17 protein-coding genes are annotated in these 22,068 nt (G+C 63.3%); 9 read left to right on the top strand and 8 right to left on the bottom strand.

Annotation, left to right across the window (positions count from 1 at the left end):
- Positions 1–9: 9 nt before the first annotated feature.
- The 5 genes from FKL89_RS02195 to FKL89_RS02175 form a co-directional block, all read right to left on the bottom strand.
- A complete protein-coding gene (locus tag FKL89_RS02195) occupies positions 10–1,239 on the bottom strand; it encodes a hypothetical protein (protein WP_156861088.1) in 1,230 nt (409 codons plus the stop codon).
- Positions 1,240–1,350: 111 nt separating this feature from the next.
- Positions 1,351–2,646: a hypothetical protein gene (locus tag FKL89_RS02190; RefSeq protein WP_156861087.1), complete on the bottom strand. Its 1,296-nt coding sequence runs from the start codon at positions 2,644–2,646 to the stop codon at positions 1,351–1,353.
- 17 nt (positions 2,647–2,663) lie between these two features.
- Positions 2,664–4,784, bottom strand: a complete 2,121-nt coding sequence (locus FKL89_RS02185) for a hypothetical protein (RefSeq protein ID WP_156861086.1) — start codon at positions 4,782–4,784, stop codon at positions 2,664–2,666.
- 29 nt (positions 4,785–4,813) lie between these two features.
- Positions 4,814–5,296, bottom strand: coding sequence for a hypothetical protein (locus tag FKL89_RS02180; RefSeq protein ID WP_156861085.1), 483 nt, complete (start codon positions 5,294–5,296; stop codon positions 4,814–4,816).
- 106 nt (positions 5,297–5,402) lie between these two features.
- Positions 5,403–6,062 carry a response regulator gene (locus FKL89_RS02175; RefSeq protein WP_156861084.1) on the bottom strand — a complete coding sequence of 220 codons (660 nt, stop codon included), beginning with the start codon at positions 6,060–6,062 and terminating at the stop codon, positions 5,403–5,405.
- A gap of 141 nt (positions 6,063–6,203) precedes the next feature.
- Between FKL89_RS02175 and FKL89_RS02170 the strand changes: the two genes are divergently transcribed.
- The 6 genes from FKL89_RS02170 to FKL89_RS02145 all read left to right on the top strand — a co-directional run bounded on the left by FKL89_RS02170 (position 6,204) and on the right by FKL89_RS02145 (position 14,981).
- On the top strand, positions 6,204–8,123 hold the full coding sequence (locus FKL89_RS02170; RefSeq protein ID WP_162527361.1) for an ATP-binding response regulator: 1,920 nt from the start codon (positions 6,204–6,206) through the stop codon (positions 8,121–8,123).
- Complete coding sequence (locus FKL89_RS02165; protein WP_156861082.1) at positions 8,120–9,433, top strand: hypothetical protein; 1,314 nt, start codon at positions 8,120–8,122, stop codon at positions 9,431–9,433. Before FKL89_RS02170 ends, FKL89_RS02165 begins: the two co-directional genes overlap by 4 nt.
- Before the next feature lie 68 nt (positions 9,434–9,501).
- Entirely contained in the window at positions 9,502–12,039 is a 2,538-nt protein-coding gene (locus FKL89_RS02160) for a DNA topoisomerase III (RefSeq protein ID WP_156861081.1), read from the top strand.
- A gap of 108 nt (positions 12,040–12,147) precedes the next feature.
- Positions 12,148–13,275, top strand: coding sequence for a GNAT family N-acetyltransferase (locus FKL89_RS02155; RefSeq protein WP_156861080.1), 1,128 nt, complete (start codon positions 12,148–12,150; stop codon positions 13,273–13,275).
- Complete coding sequence (locus FKL89_RS02150; protein ID WP_156861079.1) at positions 13,272–13,775, top strand: GNAT family N-acetyltransferase; 504 nt, start codon at positions 13,272–13,274, stop codon at positions 13,773–13,775. The genes FKL89_RS02155 and FKL89_RS02150 overlap by 4 nt, the downstream gene beginning before the upstream one ends.
- Before the next feature lie 99 nt (positions 13,776–13,874).
- Entirely contained in the window at positions 13,875–14,981 is a 1,107-nt protein-coding gene (locus FKL89_RS02145; RefSeq protein WP_156861078.1) for an enoyl-CoA hydratase/isomerase family protein, read from the top strand.
- A 130-nt stretch (positions 14,982–15,111) separates the two neighbouring features.
- Here the strand turns inward: FKL89_RS02145 and FKL89_RS02140 are convergent, their stop codons facing one another.
- The gene (locus FKL89_RS02140; protein ID WP_156861077.1) at positions 15,112–16,005 is read right to left on the bottom strand and encodes an SAM-dependent methyltransferase; all 894 of its coding nucleotides are present in this window, start codon (positions 16,003–16,005) and stop codon (positions 15,112–15,114) included.
- A 96-nt stretch (positions 16,006–16,101) separates the two neighbouring features.
- On the opposite strand from FKL89_RS02140, the gene FKL89_RS02135 reads away from it, so the two are divergent.
- Together FKL89_RS02135 and FKL89_RS02130 are read left to right on the top strand one after the other, a co-directional pair.
- The gene (locus FKL89_RS02135; protein WP_156861076.1) at positions 16,102–16,929 is read left to right on the top strand and encodes a phytanoyl-CoA dioxygenase family protein; all 828 of its coding nucleotides are present in this window, start codon (positions 16,102–16,104) and stop codon (positions 16,927–16,929) included.
- A gap of 50 nt (positions 16,930–16,979) precedes the next feature.
- Entirely contained in the window at positions 16,980–18,998 is a 2,019-nt protein-coding gene (locus tag FKL89_RS02130; protein ID WP_156861075.1) for a site-specific recombinase, read from the top strand.
- A gap of 3 nt (positions 18,999–19,001) precedes the next feature.
- Here FKL89_RS02130 and folD read toward each other — a convergent pair whose 3' ends face one another.
- Positions 19,002–19,859 (bottom strand): bifunctional methylenetetrahydrofolate dehydrogenase/methenyltetrahydrofolate cyclohydrolase FolD, encoded by an 858-nt coding sequence (gene folD, locus FKL89_RS02125; RefSeq protein WP_156861074.1) that lies wholly within the window; start codon positions 19,857–19,859, stop codon positions 19,002–19,004.
- On the bottom strand, positions 19,856–20,731 hold the full coding sequence (locus FKL89_RS02120; protein WP_156861073.1) for a 5-formyltetrahydrofolate cyclo-ligase: 876 nt from the start codon (positions 20,729–20,731) through the stop codon (positions 19,856–19,858). The genes folD and FKL89_RS02120 overlap by 4 nt, the downstream gene beginning before the upstream one ends.
- 21 nt (positions 20,732–20,752) lie before the next feature.
- On the opposite strand from FKL89_RS02120, the gene pepP reads away from it, so the two are divergent.
- On the top strand, positions 20,753–22,063 hold the full coding sequence (pepP, locus tag FKL89_RS02115; RefSeq protein WP_156861072.1) for a Xaa-Pro aminopeptidase: 1,311 nt from the start codon (positions 20,753–20,755) through the stop codon (positions 22,061–22,063).
- The last annotated feature ends 5 nt before the right edge of the window (positions 22,064–22,068 follow it).

Here is a 22,068-nt window from a genome sequence, read left to right as displayed (position 1 = left end):
ACCAGGTGACTAGAACCGCCCCTCGTTGTTGGCTTTGCCGGCGCCGCCTTCGTTGAGCACGTTGCCGGTGTCGACTTTGACCACGTAAACATCCGCGTCGAACGGGCTGGCCGTGAGGCCGACGACATCGAGCTGGCAGCCAGTTGGCCCCGCGGCGGTCACGCGGACCGATTTGGCGTCGCGCACCTTCACTGGCATTGCCTGCCCGTTTGGCACGGCGAGCGTGTTGTTGGTCACCAGCTCGCGGCCAGTGCCATCGGTGACTTTGGTGACGGTAGGCGCAGCAGGCGCATCGCCGATGTTCTTCACCGAGAAATTCAGCGCCGGGATGGCGACAAAGCCCTGCGCGATGCCCGGTCGGCAGTTGACGTCGCGCACCGTGCCGTCGGTCGAATTGAAGATGCGGTCACATACCGAGTCCGGCGGCGGCAGGTTGCGGCAGAACGAGGCGTCGACGTTATTGCTGCCGGGCGTCACCGGGCGAAATGGCTTCGAGCCAAACTGGTCAAGCGCCGGGGTGAGATCGGGCTTGGCGTTGGCATCGAAGTTGGCGATGCGCCAGTCCTGCGCAAGCTCGCAGCGCTGCGCAGCGGGCACGTTGTGGAACATCTTCACGGTGACCAGCGTGCCCTGAAAGCCGGACTGCACTTCGCAGTTGTATTGCAGCTTGAGGCTGTTGGCCGTGCGCCCGGCGATGGCAACGCAGGCGGGCTCAACCTTCATCGAACCGGCATCGAGGTCGCGGCCCGCGAGGGTGACTGTGTCGCCTTTTCGCACGGTGCCAATCTGCGGCATCATGTTGGTGGCGATGCTGTAGCCGGGGTTGATCGACAGATTGATCACCGGGTCCGGGCGGCCGGTGATTTTGAGCACCACGCTCGGGCCGGTGCCAACGGGGGTGGTTTCCGGCACCGTGATGTCCACCCGCGCCGTGTCGCCAGCGCGGCGGATGTTGCTGGTGCAGGACGGGCAGTTGCTGAGCGCAACGGCGGTGAGCTTGGCGCTGATGCCGGGCTCCTGCAGGCGGATGGTGTTACGGCCACCACGGCGCATCGGCACGGTGATGCCACTGACCAGGTTGACTTCGCGCGACATGCAGGTGGCCGGCGCCTGGTCGCCGCTGACATCGCTGGTGACCAGCAGTTCGGTGGCGGCATGAGCAGCGTCAACGGCAAGAACCGCGGCAGCGGCGAGGCTGGTGGTAGCAACCCGCCAGAGCGGTTTAGACAATAGTTTCATGGTGATGATCCTTTGTTTCATAAGATGACCTGGTTGTTGTTGCTGCCGTTTCCGGCAGCGGCAATGTGGTGGAACTGACGCGGTAGGCGAGGTGCGATGGACTGCAGCGGCTCAGCCTTTCAGCACAAATCGCCGCGTATTGCTCTGCGCGATCGGTCGCCCACCGGCGTCGAGCGCCGTGACGCGCCACAGCGCGCCGCCCTGCACGCGGGCCGCGAGCCAGCCGGGTGGAGGTGCATAGCGGGTGCCCTGCACGGTGCTGGTGACGATCAGCTTGTCGGCACTTTCGACGTCAATGCGATAACTCGCAGCACCACTCACTTCGATCCATTCGAAGGTGACGGCGCGGCTTGCGTCGACCGTGGTATCGGTCAGCGGCAACATGAGATCAACCGCCTTCGCCCCTGCATTGGATCCAGGAGCGGCGTTGCGCGCATTTGCCACGTCGCCGACGAAATACTTCAGCGTGGGCATCGGAAAGCCGGCAACGCCACCGGTCTTGACCAGCGCGCCGTTGCCGATCTCGGAGTTGGCCTCCTTGTCGTCACTGGCCTCAATGCGCAGCAGCACCTGATACGGTCCTTCGACGCGGGTGTCGAGCAGCGCCGGGTCCGGGCCATCAATGCGCACACTGCTGTTCGGCATCACAAACTGCGAGAAGCGGCTCAGCGTGGTGTAGCGCTTTTGCAGCGCGCGCAGCTCCAGCGGCAGCGTCGCTTCGGTCAGCAGATCGTTGACCTCGGGGTCGCTGTCACCAGGACGCACCAGTTCCCATCGGCCTTTCAGCTGGCCCGAGCCGTTGTACTGGATCTCGGCAGAAAAACGGGGCAGGCGCTCGCCACTGCGGAGGACGAACAGTTGGGTCGGATCAGCCTGCCCCGAAAAAACGATCTTCACGTCGATCAGCGACAGCGGCGTGCGGGCGCCGCCAGCGCCGAGGCGGCAGGTGACCACCACCCACTTGTCGCCGGTACTGCCGCCGGTGAAGTGGCGCACGTAGAAGAAATCGCTGTTCTTGCCTTCGATGCCTTCCTGCACGGCGCGGCGCACGACTGACTCCGGGATCACCATGATGTCGCTGAAGTTGCGCTGGCCTATGCCCTGCGTAGCACGCGAGCGGTCGAAGTTGAGCGGCAGGCGGCCGAACAACGTGCCGGGAACACAGGGGTCGCTGCTGCTGACCGAACCGGCACCGATGCCAGGTTGCACGGTGCCGCACCACAGCGCCTCAATCGCTCGCTCGTTGGGCTCCAGCCCCTGAAAGGTGATGAATACCGTGTTTGGCGCATTGCTGCGCACGTTGACGCCGGTGGGGTTGACGGCACTGATGGCAAAGCTGTATGTGGCAAACAGTGCTGCTACAACACCTGTAGTAGCACGCAACGACGGCGCGATGAACTTGAGCATGATCATTCCCGATCCGGCTAGAAATTGAGGGAGAGCCCGGTTTGCACCAGCGTTTGCCGCCCGGAGAGCACTTGCGCAACGACGGTGTCGAGCGCGCGGTTGTGGGCGAAGGCAACACGGACGAATATTTGCCCCGGCAGCTTCTTGCCGAACTGCTCAAGCGTGAATTTGCGGGCCAGTTGCAACGCGGTGGTGAGCGTGTTGCTGTATTGCTGGTTGAGCGAATCGAAGGCGAGCGCCTTGGCGTAGTCGCCCTTCACCGACCAGACGTCGGCGAACTGCCATTCGATACCTGCGGTGCCACCGTTGTTGTAGGTGGCCTGCGACTTCTCATAGCTGTAATTGCGGCTGCGGTTGTAGCCAAGGTTCAGGTTGAGCTTGTCATTCACGCGCCAGGCAACAGTGATTCCGTGCGTGTGAATGAGGAAATCCGCCGCCTCGCGGCCTGGCTGCCGGTTGTCCTGATCACCAATCTCGAACGTGTAGCTCACCGAGTAGGGCTCGTGGTTCCAGTTCAGCGCGGCCTTGTGGCTGTAGTTGATCTGGTCGGGCCAGAACGAGGAGCGCGCATTGGTGCCGTCCGGAATGCGCAGCGTGTACTGCCGCACACGGCGCGATTCCAGCTGCATCTGCGGCAGCAGCGTGGCCGGCTTTTCGGCAGTGCCGAACACGCTCGGCCACGGTACCGTGAGTTGCGCCAGCTTTTCGTAGGTGCCCGTCTTCAGGATGGTCGGGATGGTCTTGACGTTGTCGTTCTTCTCGCTGCCCACCAGCGTCAGGGCGATCTCGCCCGCTCGTGCCTCGGCGCTGTAGCGGGTGAGCTGCTGGTCAGCAAGGAAGCTGGCACCCAGGCTCTTGAACAGCGGCTCGGCATATTCGTAGTGGGCAATCGCGCGCAGATTGACCGGGTATTTGTCGCCCAGCCACTTGGCGTCCTTGACAAGAAGATAGGAGGCTTCGGCCTGCCAGGCGTCGCGCGTCTCCGGCTTCACCGCGACCAGCGCGCTGCCCTGCGCGAGATCAGGATGCGTCGGGTTGACGTAGCGCGAGCGCGCCCACATGGCGTCGCCCTTCCAGCGGCCATCCGGGTCGGTGGACAGCAGGCGTACGCCGAGGCCACGGCTCTTCTCGGCATCGGGGATCTGTCCCTGATTGACGTTCGCCTGCGGCTGCGCGTGAGCGTTCATAAACATCAGCTCACCGCGCAGCAGCCCCTTCTTCGCAGGCAGCATTTCAACGCCAACCGTGGTGGCGTAAATGCGATGATCCACCGTCGAGAGACCGAAGAGATCATCGAAACCCACGATGCTGGTGGCGCGGATGGCACTGGCTGATACGTCGAGCCACGGCGTGATCGCGTAGCCAAGCGTGACGCCACGGCTGTCGCGGTTGTTGATCAGTAGCGGATGGTTGCCGTAGGTCAGATGGCCAATCGCGAATTTCGCATCACCGCGGGTGAACTCGGCCTTGTAGTCGTTGAGATCAAGCTTCTCTGCGTTGATGCCTTCGGTGCCGAACCGTGGTGCCTCGCTGCGCTTGCTGACACCGGTCAGATTGGCGCTGGTCTTCGTATCCCACCCGAGCGGCTTGCCTTCCCAGTTGAGCGCCCCCGTGGTGGTGAGATCCTGAAACTGTGCGCGTGTGCCAGCTTTGGTCGTGCCCGACACGCGCTCATGCAACTGCCCTTTCATGCCGATGGTGAAGCGGCTTTCGAGCCCTTTGCTGGCGGTGCCGGCATCGCTGCTGGCGGGACCTTCCACGTTCACCGTGAACTTGGCAAGGTCAATCCACTGGTCGCCACGAATGAGATGGACCACCACCTCCTGCGGGCCTGGTGGCAACGTCGCGCCAGCGGGTTCGGCGCGAAAGGTGGTGGCGTTGATGGCGCGGGTCTGCTTTGACAGATCGAGCGGCCCGATGCAGATGGCGATCTGACCGTCTGCCGGAGTCAGCTCGCGCGAAGTTTTCACTTCCAGTGTGTCACCAGCCTTGATGGTTTGCCCCGCGAACGTCGGCTTTTCGATCGCGATCGGTACGCCGGCAACCTGAGCCGCTGCCGGTGCGCCAGCAGCGCTTGCGAACAGTCCGATTGCCAGCGCTGCACGGAGCAGCGGTCTGCGGTGATGATGAGTCTGCATGATGGCCCCTCGGTCCAGTCGTACCAGCGCTATTGCTGGCTCGGATAAATCCAGTCGACGCGGGCTGCCCGGCAGCGATCGCGCTCATTGGGGCTGGCGTCAATGTTGAGTTGCCACTTGAGTCCTTCGCTGTCGTCGCCGACGCAGACCGCCGGGCGCCGCCGCGCATCGTTGTCGGGGAGCACGCTGGCTGGCAGCGCGCCATCGGTCGGGCGAACGCAAAAGTCACGCCCTTTGCTGGCGCGATAGAGAACATGCTCGGGTGCCGCCGGGTCGCACACGGTCGGGCGATACACGGGGGTGCTGCGCTCGCAACGCATGGTCTTGCGCGCTGCGTCGTAGTGGGTGTCGTAGCCGTTGGGGCAGCGCACACCATCGCTGGCAGCGGCGCTGGCCAGCGCCGACCACGCCAGCGTCACGCAACCAGCAAGGACCGCAACGGCACCCGGCAGCAGTTTGCCAACGCCTGCCCTCCGGCTGCAAATCCCACTGAACGTGAACAAAGAAAACATGACGTACCGTCCGGCTTGATCGATGCCACGCGCCGTGCGTGACGATGATCAAACTTTAGGTAACGGCGGCTTCGGCGACCATACGGCAGTTGCCGTATGGTCGCCGCTAACGCTGCTTGAGCGCCAGCGCGATCAGCTCGGCGACGCTGTGTACGTCGAGCTTTGCCATGATGTTTTCGCGATGCTTGCGGACAGTACCAACGCTGAGATCCAGCTTGCGCGCAATGTGCTTGCTGGAGTCACCTTCGCAGAGCAGGCCCACAACTTCACGTTCGCGCTCGGTGAGTACCGCCAGCGGCGACGGCGCCGCCTTCGGCCGCGACGCGACGAACGACGCCGCGACCGATTCACTCACGTAGCGACCGCCGTTGCGTAACGTATTGAGCGCGGCGAAAAGCTCATCAGCGTTGTGCTGTTTGTGCACATAGCCATGCGCACCCACTGCCAGGGCACGTGCGACGGTGTCGCTGCCGAGATCACCCGTCAGAATGAGCACGCGCAGGTCGTGACGCTGTTGCAGCAACTCGCCCGCCAGCGCAATGCCGTCGCCATCGGGCAGGCCGACGTCGAGCATCACAATGTCTGGCTGCTGGTCCGCGACAACCCGCCGCGCCTCAGCGAGAGAACCGGCCTCTCCGATCAGACGGAAATTGCGTTCGAGTGCAAGCAACATGCGCAAGCCATCGCGAATCAGCGAATGATCCTCAACAATCACCACACTGGCGGGCGACACGGCGTCGCCAGTCGCGCTAGTATTCACCGCCATGAGTCACTCCGCGCTGCAAGTCCGTCGCTCCGGTGAGTTAATTCTCGCGACGCACTGCCTGTACAGCGTCGCCACGTCGATGCGCAGATTTTGCCATCCTGCCGGTGGCGACCGAAGTACGGCATTTGCCGGAGCATGCGAGTGAGAAGCGGCAGCATCCGCAGCCGCATTTTGCTTGCCGCGCTGGTGCCGCTGGTGCTGGCTGTCATCTCCGTCGGAGCCCTGCTGCTGACGCGGCACGCGATGGAAATCGAGCGCAATCTCGTCGAGCGCACGGTGTCACTGGCGCGACAGGCCGCCATGCTCGCCGAGCTGCCACTGGCAACCGGCTCGCGAACCAACGTGCAGGCGGTGGCCGATTTTGTCGAGCGCAGCGTGGGCATTGTCGGACTCTCGCTCACTGATCGCGATGGCGCGACCGTCGACAACCGTGGCAACGTCGGCGCCACAGCGTTGCGCATGCTGGACGGCAAGCCGCTGTCGGTGCAGGTAGAACGTGATCCCCATCTGGTCAGTGTGGTGCACCCGGTCGTACTCTTCGCGTTGCCGTCATCTGGCAGCGCACCCGTCAACGCCGGGGCGAGCCCGGGGCAACGCGTTGGCTATGTGGCGCTCAGCGTCTCGCGTGAGGACGAGCGGCGTAGCGTTGCCCGGTTGTGGTGGACGGGGGCTGCCATCCTGCTGGTTGCGGTGCTGCTCTCGCTGGCATTGACAAGAGCCGCGACCAGGGCCGTCGCCGAACCACTGGCGGCGTTGTCTACGGCGATGGGACGAGTGGCGCGGGATGATTTTTCGGCGCAACTGCCGGAGACCGGACGCGGCGAATTTCGGCGGCTCGCCGTTGACTTCAACAGCATGACACGGGCGCTGCATGCTGCCCGCCGCGGCTTGCGCGACGACGTGGCGCAGGCGACCGCTGCACTTGACGCGCGCACGCGCGAGGCGGAGGCTGCCAACAACGCCAAGAGCCGCTTTCTCGCGGCGGCAAGTCATGATCTGCGGCAGCCAGCGCATGCGTTGTCGCTCTACGTCGCCGCGCTGCGTCAGGGGCTGCGCATGAAAGGATCGGATGTCAGTGCTGCGCTGATGCCGGCGGTTGATGGCATTCAGGCGGCTTCACGATCACTTGATGCCCTGTTGAACGCGGTGCTGGACATCTCGCGATTCGATGCTGGCGTAGTTTCAGCTGAGGCCGCCGAAGTCGGTGCCCGGGCACTGATCGACGAAGCCTTGACAGTGTTGCGCTCGGGCGCAAGTGAACGGGGGTTGCGCCTGCGTTCGCGGGTTCCCGACGTGACGCTGCATACCGACGCCACCCTGCTGCGGCGGATCATCGATAACCTGGTCAGCAACGCTATCCGCTTCTCACGCTCTGGTGGCATTCTGGTGGCGCTGCGCCCGCGTCGCGACCATGTGCTGCTGCAGGTCTGGGATCAGGGCTCCGGTATTGCAGCGGCCAATCTGCCGTTGATTTTCGACGAGTTCTACCAGGTCAAGCGCAGCGATGTGGCGCAGGGCGGAATGGGGCTCGGGCTCGCCATCGTGGCGCGCTCGGTTCGACTGCTCGGAGGTGACATCAAGGTCAGTTCCCGTCTCGGCAGTGGCACTTGTTTCACCGTCACCCTGCCTGGAACTGCTTTGCCCCGGCGCAACCACGTGACGTCGGTGATGAGACCGGTGACGCATGATCGCCAGCTGGTATTGGTGCTTGATGATGATGCGTTGATCCGCAGTTCGATGCAGACCTTGTTCAGTGCTCTCGGCGTCAGCGTTCACGCCGAAGCCAGCATTGCGCCGCTGCTGGACGTAGCCAGACAGGAGAAAGCGTCGGTTGCGGCAATCGTTGTCGACTACCGGCTGCTTGATGGTTTCACCGGCATTGAAGCGGCGAACCGGTTGCGCGAGGTGGTGGGCGCTGTCGTGCCAATTGTGCTCATCACCGGGGACACTTCTGCAGAACGATTGCGCGCCCTCACCGCCAGCGGCTTCCCGGTGCTGCACAAACCGCTTGACTCGGACCGCCTGCTGGCGGCGCTGGGAATGAGTGGAGGTGGCGAGTGAGCCGGCTGGACCCGGCGGTGCCGGACGCCGTCAGCGCCGCTTGGCTGCAGTCCGACCACACCCGCGTCGTTGCAGCGCTCGACGCCTGGCGAGAAAAGACCGATACGCCTTCGCTTGAGTACTGGTTGCAGCGTGTTTACGCCGATTCGGTGTTCGAGCGCCCCACACTTGATGTCTCGGTGCGCGAAGCCGAACGCATGGCGCGTGCGGCCGGCGACCAGGTTGCGCTGGCCCGCATCGGTGCGTCCGTAGTGGATGCGCTCTACAGCGACTGGCGCCCTTCCCGCGAAGCGCGCCGCTGGCTCGATGCGCTGCGTAACGTTGCATTTGCCCGTCTGGCGACACTTGACCCGCAGCCCCGGCTCGAAATCGCGGCCGGAATACTGGCCGCAGATCTGTTCGGTGAAGCGCTTGCCAGCGCCGCACAGGTCGCGGACGCCGTGCTGCCCTGGGTCGGTGATGCAAGTGCCGTATCCGCCACCGTTCGCGGCAACGCGCTCGGCTACGCGCTCGAATACTTCAGTGGCCAGCGCCGCTGGGAACCGGCTCACTCGCTGGTGGCAGCGATTGATGAGCTTTACGGCGACCCCGGGTTCGGAGCGGTAGCGCGCGCTCGGGTATCCGCCCGGCGAGGGTTCTACTTTCACTACCGGCGTGGCGATTACGCAGGAGCATTGGGTCAGAGCATTTCAGCAGTCACCAATGCGCATGCCGCCGGCGTGCAGCGTGCGGCGCGTGAGGCGGGCATTACAGTCTCGCTGTGCCACCTGATGCGGGGCGAGGTTGCTGAGGCCGAACGTGCCCTGCTCGCTGAGCAGGAGGCGATTCCGGATGGCCATCTGATGCTGCGCGCCAATGTTCACTATGAGCGAAGCTGGTGGCATGCCCTGCGGCGGGATGTGGTGAGCGCCCAGCGCGAACTTGACACTGCGTGCCGTCTGTTTGCGGAAATCGATGAACATGGCGTGATGTCGCTGGCGACACCCTCACTGCAAGCGCAGTTGCTGCTTCAGGTTGGCGAATACGAATCGGCCTTGCGCGTCTTCGAGATGCGGACGCAGCGTCCGGACGCCTGGCAAGTGGACATGGCGCTGATTGAGGCGCTTGCCGCGCTGGACCGGAAAGACCGCGCAGCGGCTGTCGTGCCGTTGCGACGGGCTTTGTCGGTGGCCGCCCGCATTGACATCAAAGGCTGCTTCTGGGCCTGTCGCGACGAATTCGCTGCTTTGCTGCGACTGGCGATCAGCGAAAACATCGAGCCGCGCTGGGTTGCGTCAGTCTGCGCCGCACGCCTGCTTGATACCGGATAAGCGCTGCCGATGAGGCCGCAAAGCAACCGCAAAGCGGCCCGAAACCCATTTCTGGTTACACTGAAAAAATGGGAAAGACACTCATCATCGCTGAAAAGCCATCGGTCGCGAGCGATATCGCGAAGGCACTCGGCAATATCAAGAAGGACGGCGACCACTTCGAGAATGATCAATATGTGATCAGCTCTGCGGTGGGCCATCTGGTCGAAATCGGCGAGCCGGAGGCCGAAGAAGTCAAGCGTGGCAAGTGGACATTTGCCAAGCTGCCAGTAGTGCCGACGCACTTTGAACTGAAGCCAATCGAGAAGACCGCTGACCGCCTGAAACAGCTCACCAGGCTCATCAAGCGCAAGGATGTGACCGAACTGGTGAACGCCTGCGACGCAGGGCGCGAGGGAGAGCTGATCTTCCGCCTGATCCAGCAGCATGCAAAGGCCAAGCAGCCGGTCAAGCGGCTGTGGCTGCAATCAATGACGCCGACGGCGATCCGCGACGGCTTTGCCAAATTGCGTAGCGACGCGGAGTTGCAGGGTCTCGCCGACGCCGCACGTAGCCGCTCCGAGGCCGACTGGCTGGTTGGCATCAACGGCACCCGCGCCATGACCGCCTTCAACTCCAAGAGCGGCGGCTTTCACCTGACCACGGTGGGTCGTGTACAGACGCCGACGCTGGCGCTGATGGTGGAGCGCGAGGAGAAGATTCGCAAGTTCGTGCCGCGCACTTACTTTGAAGTGCACGCCACGTTTGATGCCAAAGCCGGGCAATACGCTGGTCGCTGGTTCGACGAGAAATTCAGAAAGGGCGATGACGAACACGCCCGCGCCGAGCGCATCTTCGATACCCCGGAAGCGAAAGCTTCAGCGTCGGCACGCGCCAAGGCCATCGTACTCAAGTGCCTCGGCAAGCCGGGCATCGTCGAGGAAGAAAGCAAGCCGACCACGCAGGCGCCGCCGCTGCTTTATGACCTGACCAGCCTGCAGCGCGAGGCCAACAGCCGCTTCGGCTTCTCGGCACGTACCACGCTCTCGCTGGCGCAGGCGCTCTACGAAAAGCACAAAGTGCTGACCTACCCACGGACCGACGCACGCGCGCTGCCGGAGGACTACGTCAGCACGGTAGGGCAGACGCTAGAGCAACTGGAAGAAACCAATCGCTACGGCCAGTTCGCCCGTGAAATCCGCAACAAGAAATACGTGCGGCCAGCCAACAAGCGCGTCTTCGACAACACCAAGATTTCCGATCACTTCGCGATCATCCCGACGCTGCAACTGCCCAAGGCCTTGAACGAGCTGGAAGAAAAGCTCTATGACATGGTCGTCAAGCGCTTCCTTGCGGTGTTCTATCCGTCGGCCGAGTTCCAGCAAACTACCCGCATTACGCGCGTCGAAGGCGAAGCGTTCAAGAGCGAAGGCAAGGTGCTGGTGAACCCCGGCTGGCTTGCGGTGTACGGCAAGGAAGCCGACACCGAGGAAACCGGCAACCTGACCCCGGTCGCCGCTGGCGAGAAACCGAAGGCGAGCGAAGTCACCGCCAAGGAGTTGCAGACCAAGCCGCCTGCGCGCTACACCGAGGCGACGCTGCTGTCGGCAATGGAAGGTGCGGGCAAGCTGATCGACGACGAAGAGCTGCGCGCGGCGATGCAGGAGAAGGGGCTCGGCACGCCGGCCACACGCGCGTCAATCATTGAAGGCCTGATCCTGCAGAAATACCTGGTCCGCGAGGACAAGGTGCTGAAACCTACCCCGCAGGCGTTCTCGCTGATTACGCTGCTCAACGGTCTCAACGTGCCGGAACTGACGCAGGCTGAGCTGACCGCGAACTGGGAAACCCAGCTCGCGCGCATGGAAAAGGGTGAAATCAGCCGTGAAAAGTTCATGGCGGAAATCGCCGCCATGGCGAAGCACATTGTCAAACAGGCGAAAGGCCACGAGAGCGACACGGTGCCCGGTGATTTCGCCGATCTCGCCACACCGTGCCCCCGCTGCGGCGGCGCGATGAAGGAGAACTACAAAAAATTCTCCTGCACCAAATGCGACTTCGGATTCTGGAAGATTCTCGCCGGACGCCAGCTTTCGGTGGACGAAGCCGAAACGCTGATCCGTGACAAGAAGATTGAGGGGCTGGAAGGCTTCCGCTCCAAGCTGGGCCGGGCTTTCAACGCCAACCTGCGCATGAACGATGCGCAGGAAATCGAGTTCTACTGGGACGAAGACGAAGGCAAGGTCGGCGAAGGCGCTGACCCAGTGGACTTCAGCACCATGGAGCCGGTGGGCAAGTGCCCGAAATGCGGCAGTGGCGTGTTTGAACTCGAATCCGCCTACATCTGCGAAGTGGCGGCCAAAAAGGAGAAGCCGCGCAAGTGCGATTTCCGATCCGGCCGCATCATCCTGCAGCAGCCGATCGAGCGTGAGCAGATGGTGAAACTGCTCACCGATGGCAAGACCGATCTGCTGACCAAGTTCATCTCCACGCGCACCAAGCGACCGTTCCAGGCGTTCCTCGTCATTGAGCGCAAGAAGGACGAAGTGAAGGTGGGCTTCGAGTTCCCGCCGAGAGAACCGAAGGCAGCCAAGGCGCCAGCGAGCAAGGGCAAGGCGAAGGCATAACTGCCGCGCCGCAATGTGGAAGCGGCTCGGCCGCGACCCAACTTTAGCCCGTGTGCGCGAGCTTGCTCGCGCCTACCCAATCTCCCGGCTCTGCGTTATCGTTGCGGCATGACAACTGCCGCCGTTTCTTCATTGACCGTTCGCCGTGCCGAGCCACGCGATGCCGCCTTGCTCGCTGCGCTGTTCTGCGACAGCGCGATGCTGCCATTCACGCTGATTCCACCGTACAGCAGTGGCGCCCATTGGGACAAACGGCTGGGCGAATATGCCGACGCGGCCTGTCTTCCGCTTGTCGCATTCGCTGGCGAGGCGCTGGTCGGCGTACTGCTGTTGCGGGCGTTCCCCAATCATGTGCGGCGCAAGCATGCCGGCGTGCTCGACCTGCTTGCGGTGCGACCGGATCATCGGCGTCACGGTGTTGGTCGTGCACTGCTCAATGCCGCGATCCGCGCTGCTGACGAGGGCCTGCAACTGCGGCGCATTGAGGTCAACGTGCCACGCCGTGTTGACTATGTCGACCCCGCACCAACGCCGCTGGAGCGGTTTTATGCCTCGTTCGGCTTTGAACCGGAGGGCGTCAAGCGCTGTGAGCTGGCGCACGCTGATGGTTACGCCGATAGCGCAACAATGGCACGTATCAACGCGGCGACGATGCCAGCGCCACCATCACCGGCACTGCCCAATGCGAAACGCACGCGGCGGAGCGCGCCTGTCAAGGTCGTCATCCGCCCGGCGACCGAAGACGATGCCGAAGGTTTCGCGCGCGTGTTTGCCGACCGCAGCGCTGCACTGGGCACCTTGCAGCATCCATACACCACCGCAGAACTCTGGCGCACACGCCTCACCGCCAGCGGGCCGGGTAACCGGCAGGCGATGTTTGTCGCGCTGGTCAACGGCCGCATGGTCGGTAATGCTGGTGTACATCCCGTCTCCGACAATCCCCGGTTGCGTCACGTGTGTGGCATTGGCATTTCGATCATGACACGCTATCAGGGCCTCGGCATTGGCCGCATGCTGATGAACATGACGCTTGATTTTGCAGAGCGCTGGGCCAACTATTCCCGCATCGAACTCACCGTCCACGCTGACAACGCCCGCGCCATCAAGCTGTACGAGTCGCTCGGTTTTCTGCACGAAGGCCAGCACCGTGACTTTTCGTTCCGCGAGGGTGGCTATGTTGACGCGCTGTTCATGGCGCGCTGCACGTCCGAGTTGTCGGCAACGCGTGCGCGATGAACGCCGATAGCGGGATCCGCCTGCGTACGCACCGCCCCGGTGACATCGGCTGGGTGATCAGCCAGCATGGTGAGCTTTATTCTCGCGAGTACGGCTGGGATATCCGTTTCGAGTCTTTCGTCGCACGCATCGCGGCCGATTTTGTCGATGAGTTCGATGCAGCGCACGAAGTCTGTTACCTCGCCGTGCGTGGCGAAGGCGCTGCTGAGGAGCGGCTCGGTTGCGCCTTCGTGGTGAAGCAGGACGATACCGTCGCCAAGTTGCGCATGGTGCTGCTGGTGCCAGCGGCGCGCGGGTTGGGCATCGGCAAGCGGCTGGTGCGCGCCTGCATCGAATTCGCGCAGCAGGCCGGTTACCGCCGGATGACGCTGTGGACCAACGATGTGCTGCACGCTGCGCGCGCCATCTACGTCGCCGAGGGGTTTCAGCTGGTCGCCGAAGAAAGGCACCACTCGTTCGGTCTCGATCTGGTCGGGCAGAACTGGGAACGCGATCTATAGCGGGGGCCGGGACTGCGCTGTATCGGGCGCTGTGCCGGGCCGCATGGATAATTTCGACTTGTCTTCTCGCTACCGCATCACGTGCGGTTTCCCTGATCAATGTCTGTCGCTGTTGAGTCACCCGTCCTGTTTCGCACTGAGCCCACGGTCAGCGGGCACCACATAGCTATTGCCACTCTGAACCGGCCACGGCAGCTGAATGCGCTTGATCTTGAGATGTGCGAACTCATGCTGGCGCAGTTCACACGATGGGCAGCCGATCCTTCCATCGTGTGCGTGATGCTGGACGGCGCCGGCGACAAGGGCTTCTGCGCGGGTGGTGACGTGGCCGGCGTGGTGCGCCATCTGCGCGGTCTGGCGGGCACTGAGGGCGATGCCCGTTACGTCTACGGCGACACCTTCTTTCGCGTCGAGTACGAGCTCGATCTGCTGATTCATCGCTACCCGAAGCCGTTCGTCGCCGTCAGCCACGGCGTGTGCATGGGCGGCGGACTGGGTCTGGTCGCGGGGGCCAGCCATCGCGCCTTTGTGCAGGGCTCAAAAATCGCGATGCCGGAAATTCACATCGGCCTCTTCCCGGACGTTGGGGGCGGATACTTTCTCAATCGCATGCCAGCGGGCGTCGGTGCATTGCTGGCGCTGACCGGGCACGTCATCACTGCGGAAGATGCGCTGGATATTGGTCTTGCCGACGCGGTAGTCGCGGACGACACGCGTACCGGTCTCTGCGCAGCGCTACAGCAATGCCAATGGTCCGGCGATGGCAGCCGCGACAAGGTCGTCGTGACTGGCGTAGTGAGGGGTTTTGCCGTTTCGACGGACCATGCGCCTTCTGGCACATTGATGACACACGCAGCGGACATTGCGCGGCTCGCGACCTGCGACAGCGCGCCAGCCTGCCGTGACACACTCGCCTCCCTGGCGGCGCAGGAGCCCTATTTCGCCACCGCAGCGCGCAATCTGGCGCAGGGGTCGCCCACCTCCGCCGGCGTCACCTTCGAGTACCTGCGCCGTACGCGCAGCCTCGACGTCGCTGCGGTCCTTGAGACCGACCTCGTGCTGGCGCGGCAGTTCCAGCGCCGGCACGACTTCAGCGAAGGTGTGCGCGCCCTGCTGATCGACAAGGATCGCGCGCCGAAATGGTCTCCGGCCGACTGGTCGCAGGTCACGCCGGGCATGATTGCGGCGCATTTCCAGTCGCTATAGCTTTCTGCTGAGATTGCCGTTTTATTTGGGCTTAGGCCACCAATAAATCAATTGTCGACTTTCGGCTTTTCTTGCGCTTAATCCCCGTTCGGACGCCACTTTTTGGAAAAGCTGATGGTCTGGAGCGTCGCTAAACCAGCGTCGCGGTGAAGTACACCGGCGGCCCCGACTGCGTGTTGGCCCAAGTGCCCAGACGCTGCACCCGCCCCTGCCAGCGCTTGCCCCGCACTTCACCGCGAAACACGCTGCGCTTGCTGCCGTCCTGCCAGGCGATCGCGAGCTCGGTGCCACGCAAGCTGGCCCACAACACCTTGCCCTGCGATGGGGTGGCGGTCACCTCCTGCAACCGCTGCGTCAGCGTGAAGCGAACGTCCGGGGTGCTCAGCCGCCATTCACCAGCCACCGGCGCCGGAATCACCCACAGCATCACCCGGTTCTCGCGCGCCGTGCCGTAGGGCTTTTCGTTCGACGGAATGATCAGCGTTTCATCCGGCCGCCAGTCGCCCATGTCCCACTCGTGCGAGATCACCCGCGAGCCGGGGCGCATCTGCGCGAGCAGCAGCGGTCGCAGCTTCAGGTTGAACTCGGGCAACAGATACATGGTCACCACCGAAGGCTCGCTGAATGCCAGCGTGAACAGATCCTTCTGCTCGAAGCGGGTACGGCCTGACACGCCCGCCTGAAGCGCCAGCTCACGGCTTTCGCGGATCAGTGCCGGGTCAATCTCGTAGCCGACCGCCCGGGCGCCGAATTTTTTCGCGGCAGTGATCACGATGCGGCCATCGCCGGAGCCAAGATCCCACACAACGTCACGAGCAGCAAGGTCGGTGAGCTGCAACATGCGGTGCACCACATGTGGCGGCGTCTGCACGTACGGGACCTCCTCGACGATGGGAGCGGCGCCAACTGCGGGTGCAGCGGCCGCCGCAGTCGGCACGTCGGCCGTCTGCGCGCCGGCGCGCGCAAGCAACGGGGTTGTTGCCAACGTCGCCAGCAACTGCCGTCGGCTGATTGATATGTCCATGAAGTGATACCCGGATGACAAACCGATGACGGCATTGTGCCTGCGATCGCGTCATGCGCCGGTCAGCAATTCCCGCCACTGCGATAGCCTACGGGAATGAAGACATTCAGCCTGTCGCCGTCGGTTATTGAGGACTATCAGCGCGATGGCGCCGTAGTGATCCGCGGCGCACTTGATGCCGGCGAGCTGGCGTTGCTGGAACGCGGCATCGAAGCCAACCTTGCTGCGCCCGGCCCGCTGGCAGCGGTGGCCAGCGCGGCCGACGACCCCGGCCACTTCTTCGAGGACTTCTGCAACTGGCAGCGAATCCCCGAATACGAGCACATCATGCGCCACAGCGCGTTGCCGTCGATCTCCGCGCAACTCATGCGAAGCCAGCGCGTGCGCCTGTATCACGATCACCTGCTGGTGAAAGAGGCCGGCACCCGGCAACCCACGCCCTGGCATCAGGACCAGCCGTACTACAACGTCGACGGGCGGCAGAACGTGAGCTTCTGGATTCCCGTCGATCCGGTGCCGCGCGAAAGCACGCTCGAATTTCTCGCCGGGTCCAGCGATGGCACCTGGTACATGCCGCGCACCTTCATGACGCAACAGGCGAAATGGTTTCCGGAAGGCTCGCTCGCCGACATTCCCGACATGACTCTGCAGGAAAATCGCAACCGCGTCATCGGCTGGGCGCTGCAGCCGGGCGACCTCGTCGCGTTCCACATGCTCACCCTGCACGCCAGTGCGGGCAGCGCGAACCGCCGCCGTGTGTTCAGCGCCCGCTACCTTGGTGACGACATGGTGCACGCGCCACGGTCGTGGCGTACTTCACCGGAAATCCCTGGTTTGAAAGAGCAGCTTGCGCCGGGCAGCCCGCTCGCGCACCCTTTGTTCCCCGAAGTTTGGGCTGTTCCTGTTGCAGAAATTCGGCAATAGCCGTCGTCCTACAGACAACCCCGCCCGCGCTGGCTATCGTTTGAACAACCATGCAATTGAATTTTCTTGCCCGCTGGCGTGCTGCGCGCGACGCCAGTCACCAGCTTGATCTGCTGCTGGCGCAGGCGGATGCCAGCGCGCCGCTTGCTGCCCGCAACGAATGGCTGATGGAGCTTGGCTACTGGCTGCGCAAACCGGTTCCAGCCAGCAGCGAAAGCGCCACGGCATTTGCCGAGCACACACGACTGCGACTGCTGTTGCAGGTGCTCGATCGCAATTCAGAGCAGGCAAAGCGCTTCGCGGCGTGCTTGCGCAGCATCCTGCGCGACAACGACGCCCGTTCGCTGTTCGCCGATACCGGCATGGCCGCGCGTCCGGGTCTCGCCGGCGAGCTGGTAGCACGGTTGCAGACCAAAGTGCTGCCCGTGGCGCCCAATCGGGCGGAGCTGGCCGATGTCTTTGCGCTGCTCTTCATCTCGGAACATGATGCCGAGTGGGTGGCGGCGCTCGATGAGGGACTCATTGCACGGCTGGCGCAAATCCTTGATGGCGATGACGATCACGCCTCCGTGCTTTCGACGCTGGGCGCTGCGTTGTCGGACAGCATCGCCCTGCTCAGCAGCCAGATCGCCGCCGCCGCGCTGGAAGCGCCGACCCGCATGCGACTCGATTCACCGCAGGAAAGCACGCGAGTGCTGATGCAGTTGCCGCGCCTCGCGCACGAACTGATCCACAGCGAAAGTGGCAGCGAACAGCGGCTGCAACTGCTCAACCAGTTGCGCGCAGCTCTCGAGCGTGCCCGCACCGCAGTGAACAGCGTTTATGACCATCTGGAGCGTTTCGGCGTCTCGGTGGATGTGGTGTTTCAGGTGGAGCGCACACGCCTGCGCATTGAGCGCGTGGAGCAGTTGCTGGCGGTCTGGACTGGCCAGGGTGGACTGACCGCGCACACGGCGCTGGTGGCGCAGCTGATCACCGCCAACCAGCAGCGCAGCAGCGTGCGTGCCTTGCTTGGTGAGACCTATCAGCTGCTGGGCCGCAAGGTGGTCGAGCGCAGCGCCGAAACCGGCGAGCACTACATCGCCCGCACCCGCCGCGACTACTTCGGCATGTGGCGCATGGCGGCGGGCGGCGGATTGCTGACGGCGGGCACCGTCTACCTGAAGTTTTTCATCGCTGCGCTGCATCTGAACAAGTTCGTCGAGGGCGTGCTGTTTTCGCTCGACTATGTCGGCAGTTTTCTGGCGATCCACTTTGCCCACTTCACGCTGGCGACCAAGCAGCCAGCCATGACGGCACCGGCACTGGCGCAGAAGCTCGATGATGTCACCAGGCCGGAGGGCCGAGCGGCGTTCGTTGACGAGACGATTGCATTGATCCGTTCGCAGATGGCGGCGATCAGCGGCAACCTGGCCATCGTGTTTCCGGTTGCGCTGGGTGCGCAGCTGCTGGTGCTCCATACCTTCGGTGGCAATTTGCTGTCGAAGGAGAAAGCCGAAGCGACCATTGCTTCGTTTTCGTTGCTCGGGCCGACCCCCATTTATGCGGCGTTCACCGGCGTGTTGCTGTGGCTATCGAGCCTCACTGCAGGTTGGGCCGACAACTGGTTTGCACTGCATCGGCTGCATGATGCCCTGGCCTATCAGCGTCGCCTGAAGTGGGTGTTTGGTGCAGTCCGGGCACAGGCGATTGCCGATTTCGCGAAGAAGCATGTCGCCGGTGTTGCCGCCAACGTGTCGCTCGGCTTGATGCTGGGGCTGGTCCCCACGGTGCTGGCTTTCATTGGCATTCCGCTCGATGTCCGTCACGTCACGCTGAGTACGGGCTCAGTGGCTGCGTCGGTCGGTGTACTGGGCTTCGATACGATGCTGACCGCGCCATTTTGGTGGGCTGTCGGTGGCATCGCCTCGATGGGTGTACTCAATCTGGCAGTGAGCTTTGCACTGGCGTTCTCGATGGCCTTGCGCTCGCACGGCCTGAAGCCTGGCATGCGTCGGCTGCTGCAAGGGTTGGTGCTACGTCGTCTGCTGCAACACCCGCTGCAGGCGATCCTGCCGCCGAAAGCGTAGTGGCTACGCGCGGTTCGCCGCGACCAGCGTGTTCTGCAGCAGCATGGTGATGGTCATCGGACCAACACCGCCTGGCACTGGCGTCAGATAGCCCGCCACTTCGTTGACCGCATCGAAATCGACGTCGCCGACCAGCTTGCCACCCTCGCTTTCAGGCAAGCGGTTGATGCCGACGTCGATCACCACTGCCCCCGGCTTCACCATGTCGGCCTTGATGAAACGTGGTCTGCCGACGGCGGCGACCAGGATGTCGGCCTGCCGGCATTGCGCGGCGAGGTCTTTGGTGCCGCTGTGGCAAATGGTGACGGTGGCGTTGGCGTGCAGCAGCAGCATGGCCATCGGCTTGCCGACGATGTTGCTGCGACCGACCACTACGGCGTGCTTGCCGCGCAGATCGGTCATGCCGATGTCGCGCAGCATCTCCATGCAACCGGCCGGGGTACAACTGACAAAGCGCGGTTCACCAATCATCAGTGCGCCGACGTTTTCGGCATGGAAGCCGTCAACATCCTTGTGCGCGGCGACCGCTTCGAGCACCTTCTTTTCGGCGATGTGCTTGGGCAGCGGCAGTTGCACGAGGATGCCGTGGATCGTGGCGTCGCGGTTGAGCGAATCAATCAGCGCCAGCAGTTCTGCCTCGGTGGTCGCCGCTGGCAGCTTGTGCATCACGCTGTGCATGCCGACCTTGGCGCAGGCCGCCACCTTGTTGCGCACATAAACCTGCGAGGCCGCGTCTTCGCCCACCAGCACTACGGCCAGACCGGGCGTTACCCCACGCGCCTTGAGCGCTGAGACTTCGGCCGCGATGCGGTCACGAACTTTGGCGGCGAGTACGTTGCCGTCGATGCGGATGGCGGTCATGGCGATTGGGCTGGATCAGGAGGTGAATCGGAATTTACCGTCGGCACGGTGGACTGTTCGTCCGATGGTGCAACAGCGACGATGGCAGATGGGTCGAACGGCGGTGAATCAGCAGCGCCCGCGTTGGGCGAGGCCGGTACCGCAACCGGGGCAATCACCGGCGGATCGGGAACATACGGATACACCGTCGCCTCGGTGACAACCCAGTGCACGCTGGCATCATGGTCGTGCTGCGGCAGCGAATCGACAAGCTGCGATTCGAAGCAGATGCCGATGCGGGCGCAGTTGTCGGCGAGTTTTGCTGACAGCCGGTCGTAGTAGCCGCCACCCTGTCCAAGACGCAACAGTCCGCGGGTGAATGCGATGCCGGGATAGATCACGCAATCCAGTGCCAGCGGCTCAATCGGTGCCGAGCGTGTCACGTCCGGGGCGCGAATGCCATGTTTGTGTGGAATCAGGGCGTCGAGGTTTTTCACCCGCCACAGCGTCATCAGGCCGACCACTGTCGTCATCTTCGGGTAGGCCACCGCCTTGCCGCGCTTGATCAGCTCCTTGGCCAGATCGTCGGTGGCAACCTCGGAGCCGTGGTGGGCGTACAGCAGTACCGTCTTGGCGCGATGCACGTCGGGGTGGTGCAGCAGGCGCTCGACGATGCGACGCGCCCCGGCATTGCGTTCGCGGTCGCTCATCGCGTCGCGTTTTGCCCGCACCTCGGCGCGCAACTGCGGCTTGATGCTGGTTTCAGTTTCGGCAGCGACGACGATGTCTTCCTGCACCGGCAACTCGGCTACGGCAATTTCGCCGGCAGGCTCCTGCTCGCCTGGCTCCGGCTCCAGCACCGGGCCAAACCTATAATCGTGGGCTTCATCCATGACGCTATTTTGTCATTTGCCATGAACGCGCTCGTTGACACATCCCCGTACGTCGCGCGTCGCGACCGCGTATTCGCCGCTATCGGCGACGATATCGCGATCATTCCGACAGCACCAGAAGTGCTGCGCAACCGCGACACCGGCTTTCTCTACCGCCACGACAGCTACTTCTACTACCTGACCGGTTTTGCCGAGCCCGAGGCCGTGCTCGTTCTGGTCGGTGGCAACGAGCGCAAGGCGATCCTGTTCTGCCGCGAGAAAAATCTGGAACGCGAGATCTGGGACGGCTATCGCTACGGCCCCGATGCAGCACGAGAGATCTTCCGTTTCGATGAGGCGTTGCCGATCGAAAAGCTGAAAGAAGAACTGCCGAAGCTGATGAGCGACCGCGCGGCCGTGCATACGCCCGTCGGCATGACCGCTACCTGGGACGCCGAAATCGCTGCCGCCATCAACGCCGTGCGTGGGATGGCTCGTACCGGCGTGTCTTCACCGAACACAGTCGTTGACATCCGCGCGGTGCTCGATGACATGCGCCTGATCAAGGACAGCCACGAGATCACGCTGATGCGTCGCGCCGCCGAAATCGCATCGCAGGCGCACGCTCGTGCGATGCGCTTTGCGCGGCCGGGGCAGTTCGAGTACGAAGTGGAAGCGGAGATCGCGCATGAGTTCATCCGCTTCGGTGCGCGTACCCCCGCGTACAACCACATCGTGGCGAGTGGCCCGAACGCCTGTGTGCTGCACTACAACGACAGCAACCGCAAGATGCAGGACGGCGATATGTTGTTGATCGACGCCGGCTGCGAATATGCCGGCTACGCCAGCGACATCACGCGCACCTTCCCGGTCAACGGCAAATTCACCGGGCCGCAGCGGGACGTGTATCAGGCAGTGCTCGACGCCGAGCTGGCCTGCATGGAGGCGTTAAAGCCGGGAAATCCGTTCAACGAATATCACGAAGTGGCCATCCGCGTGCTCTCGCAGCGCATGCTGGACCTAGGCTTGCTCAAGGGCACGCTCGATCAGGTCATTGAGGAAAAGACCTACACCAAGTTTTATATGCACCGCGCGGGCCACTGGATCGGCATGGACGTGCACGATGCCGGTGACTATCGCAAAAAGGGCATCTGGCAGACCCTCAAGCCAGGCATGGTGCTGACCAACGAGCCGGGCCTGTACATCCGCCCCGATGCCGACGTGCCGGAACACTTCTGGAACATTGGGGTGCGCATTGAAGACGACGTGCTGATCACGGCGGACGGCAACGAGAATCTCACGATCAAGACGCCGAAGACGGTGGCCGAGGTCGAGGCAGCCTGCGCACGCTAGCGGCG

Origin of the sequence: Casimicrobium huifangae (assembly GCF_009746125.1) — a bacterium.
Classification (GTDB): Bacteria; Pseudomonadota; Gammaproteobacteria; order Burkholderiales; family Casimicrobiaceae; genus Casimicrobium; species Casimicrobium huifangae.
Note: the sequence above shows the minus strand (reverse complement) of the source record. Positions and strands in the feature narration are given on the sequence as shown.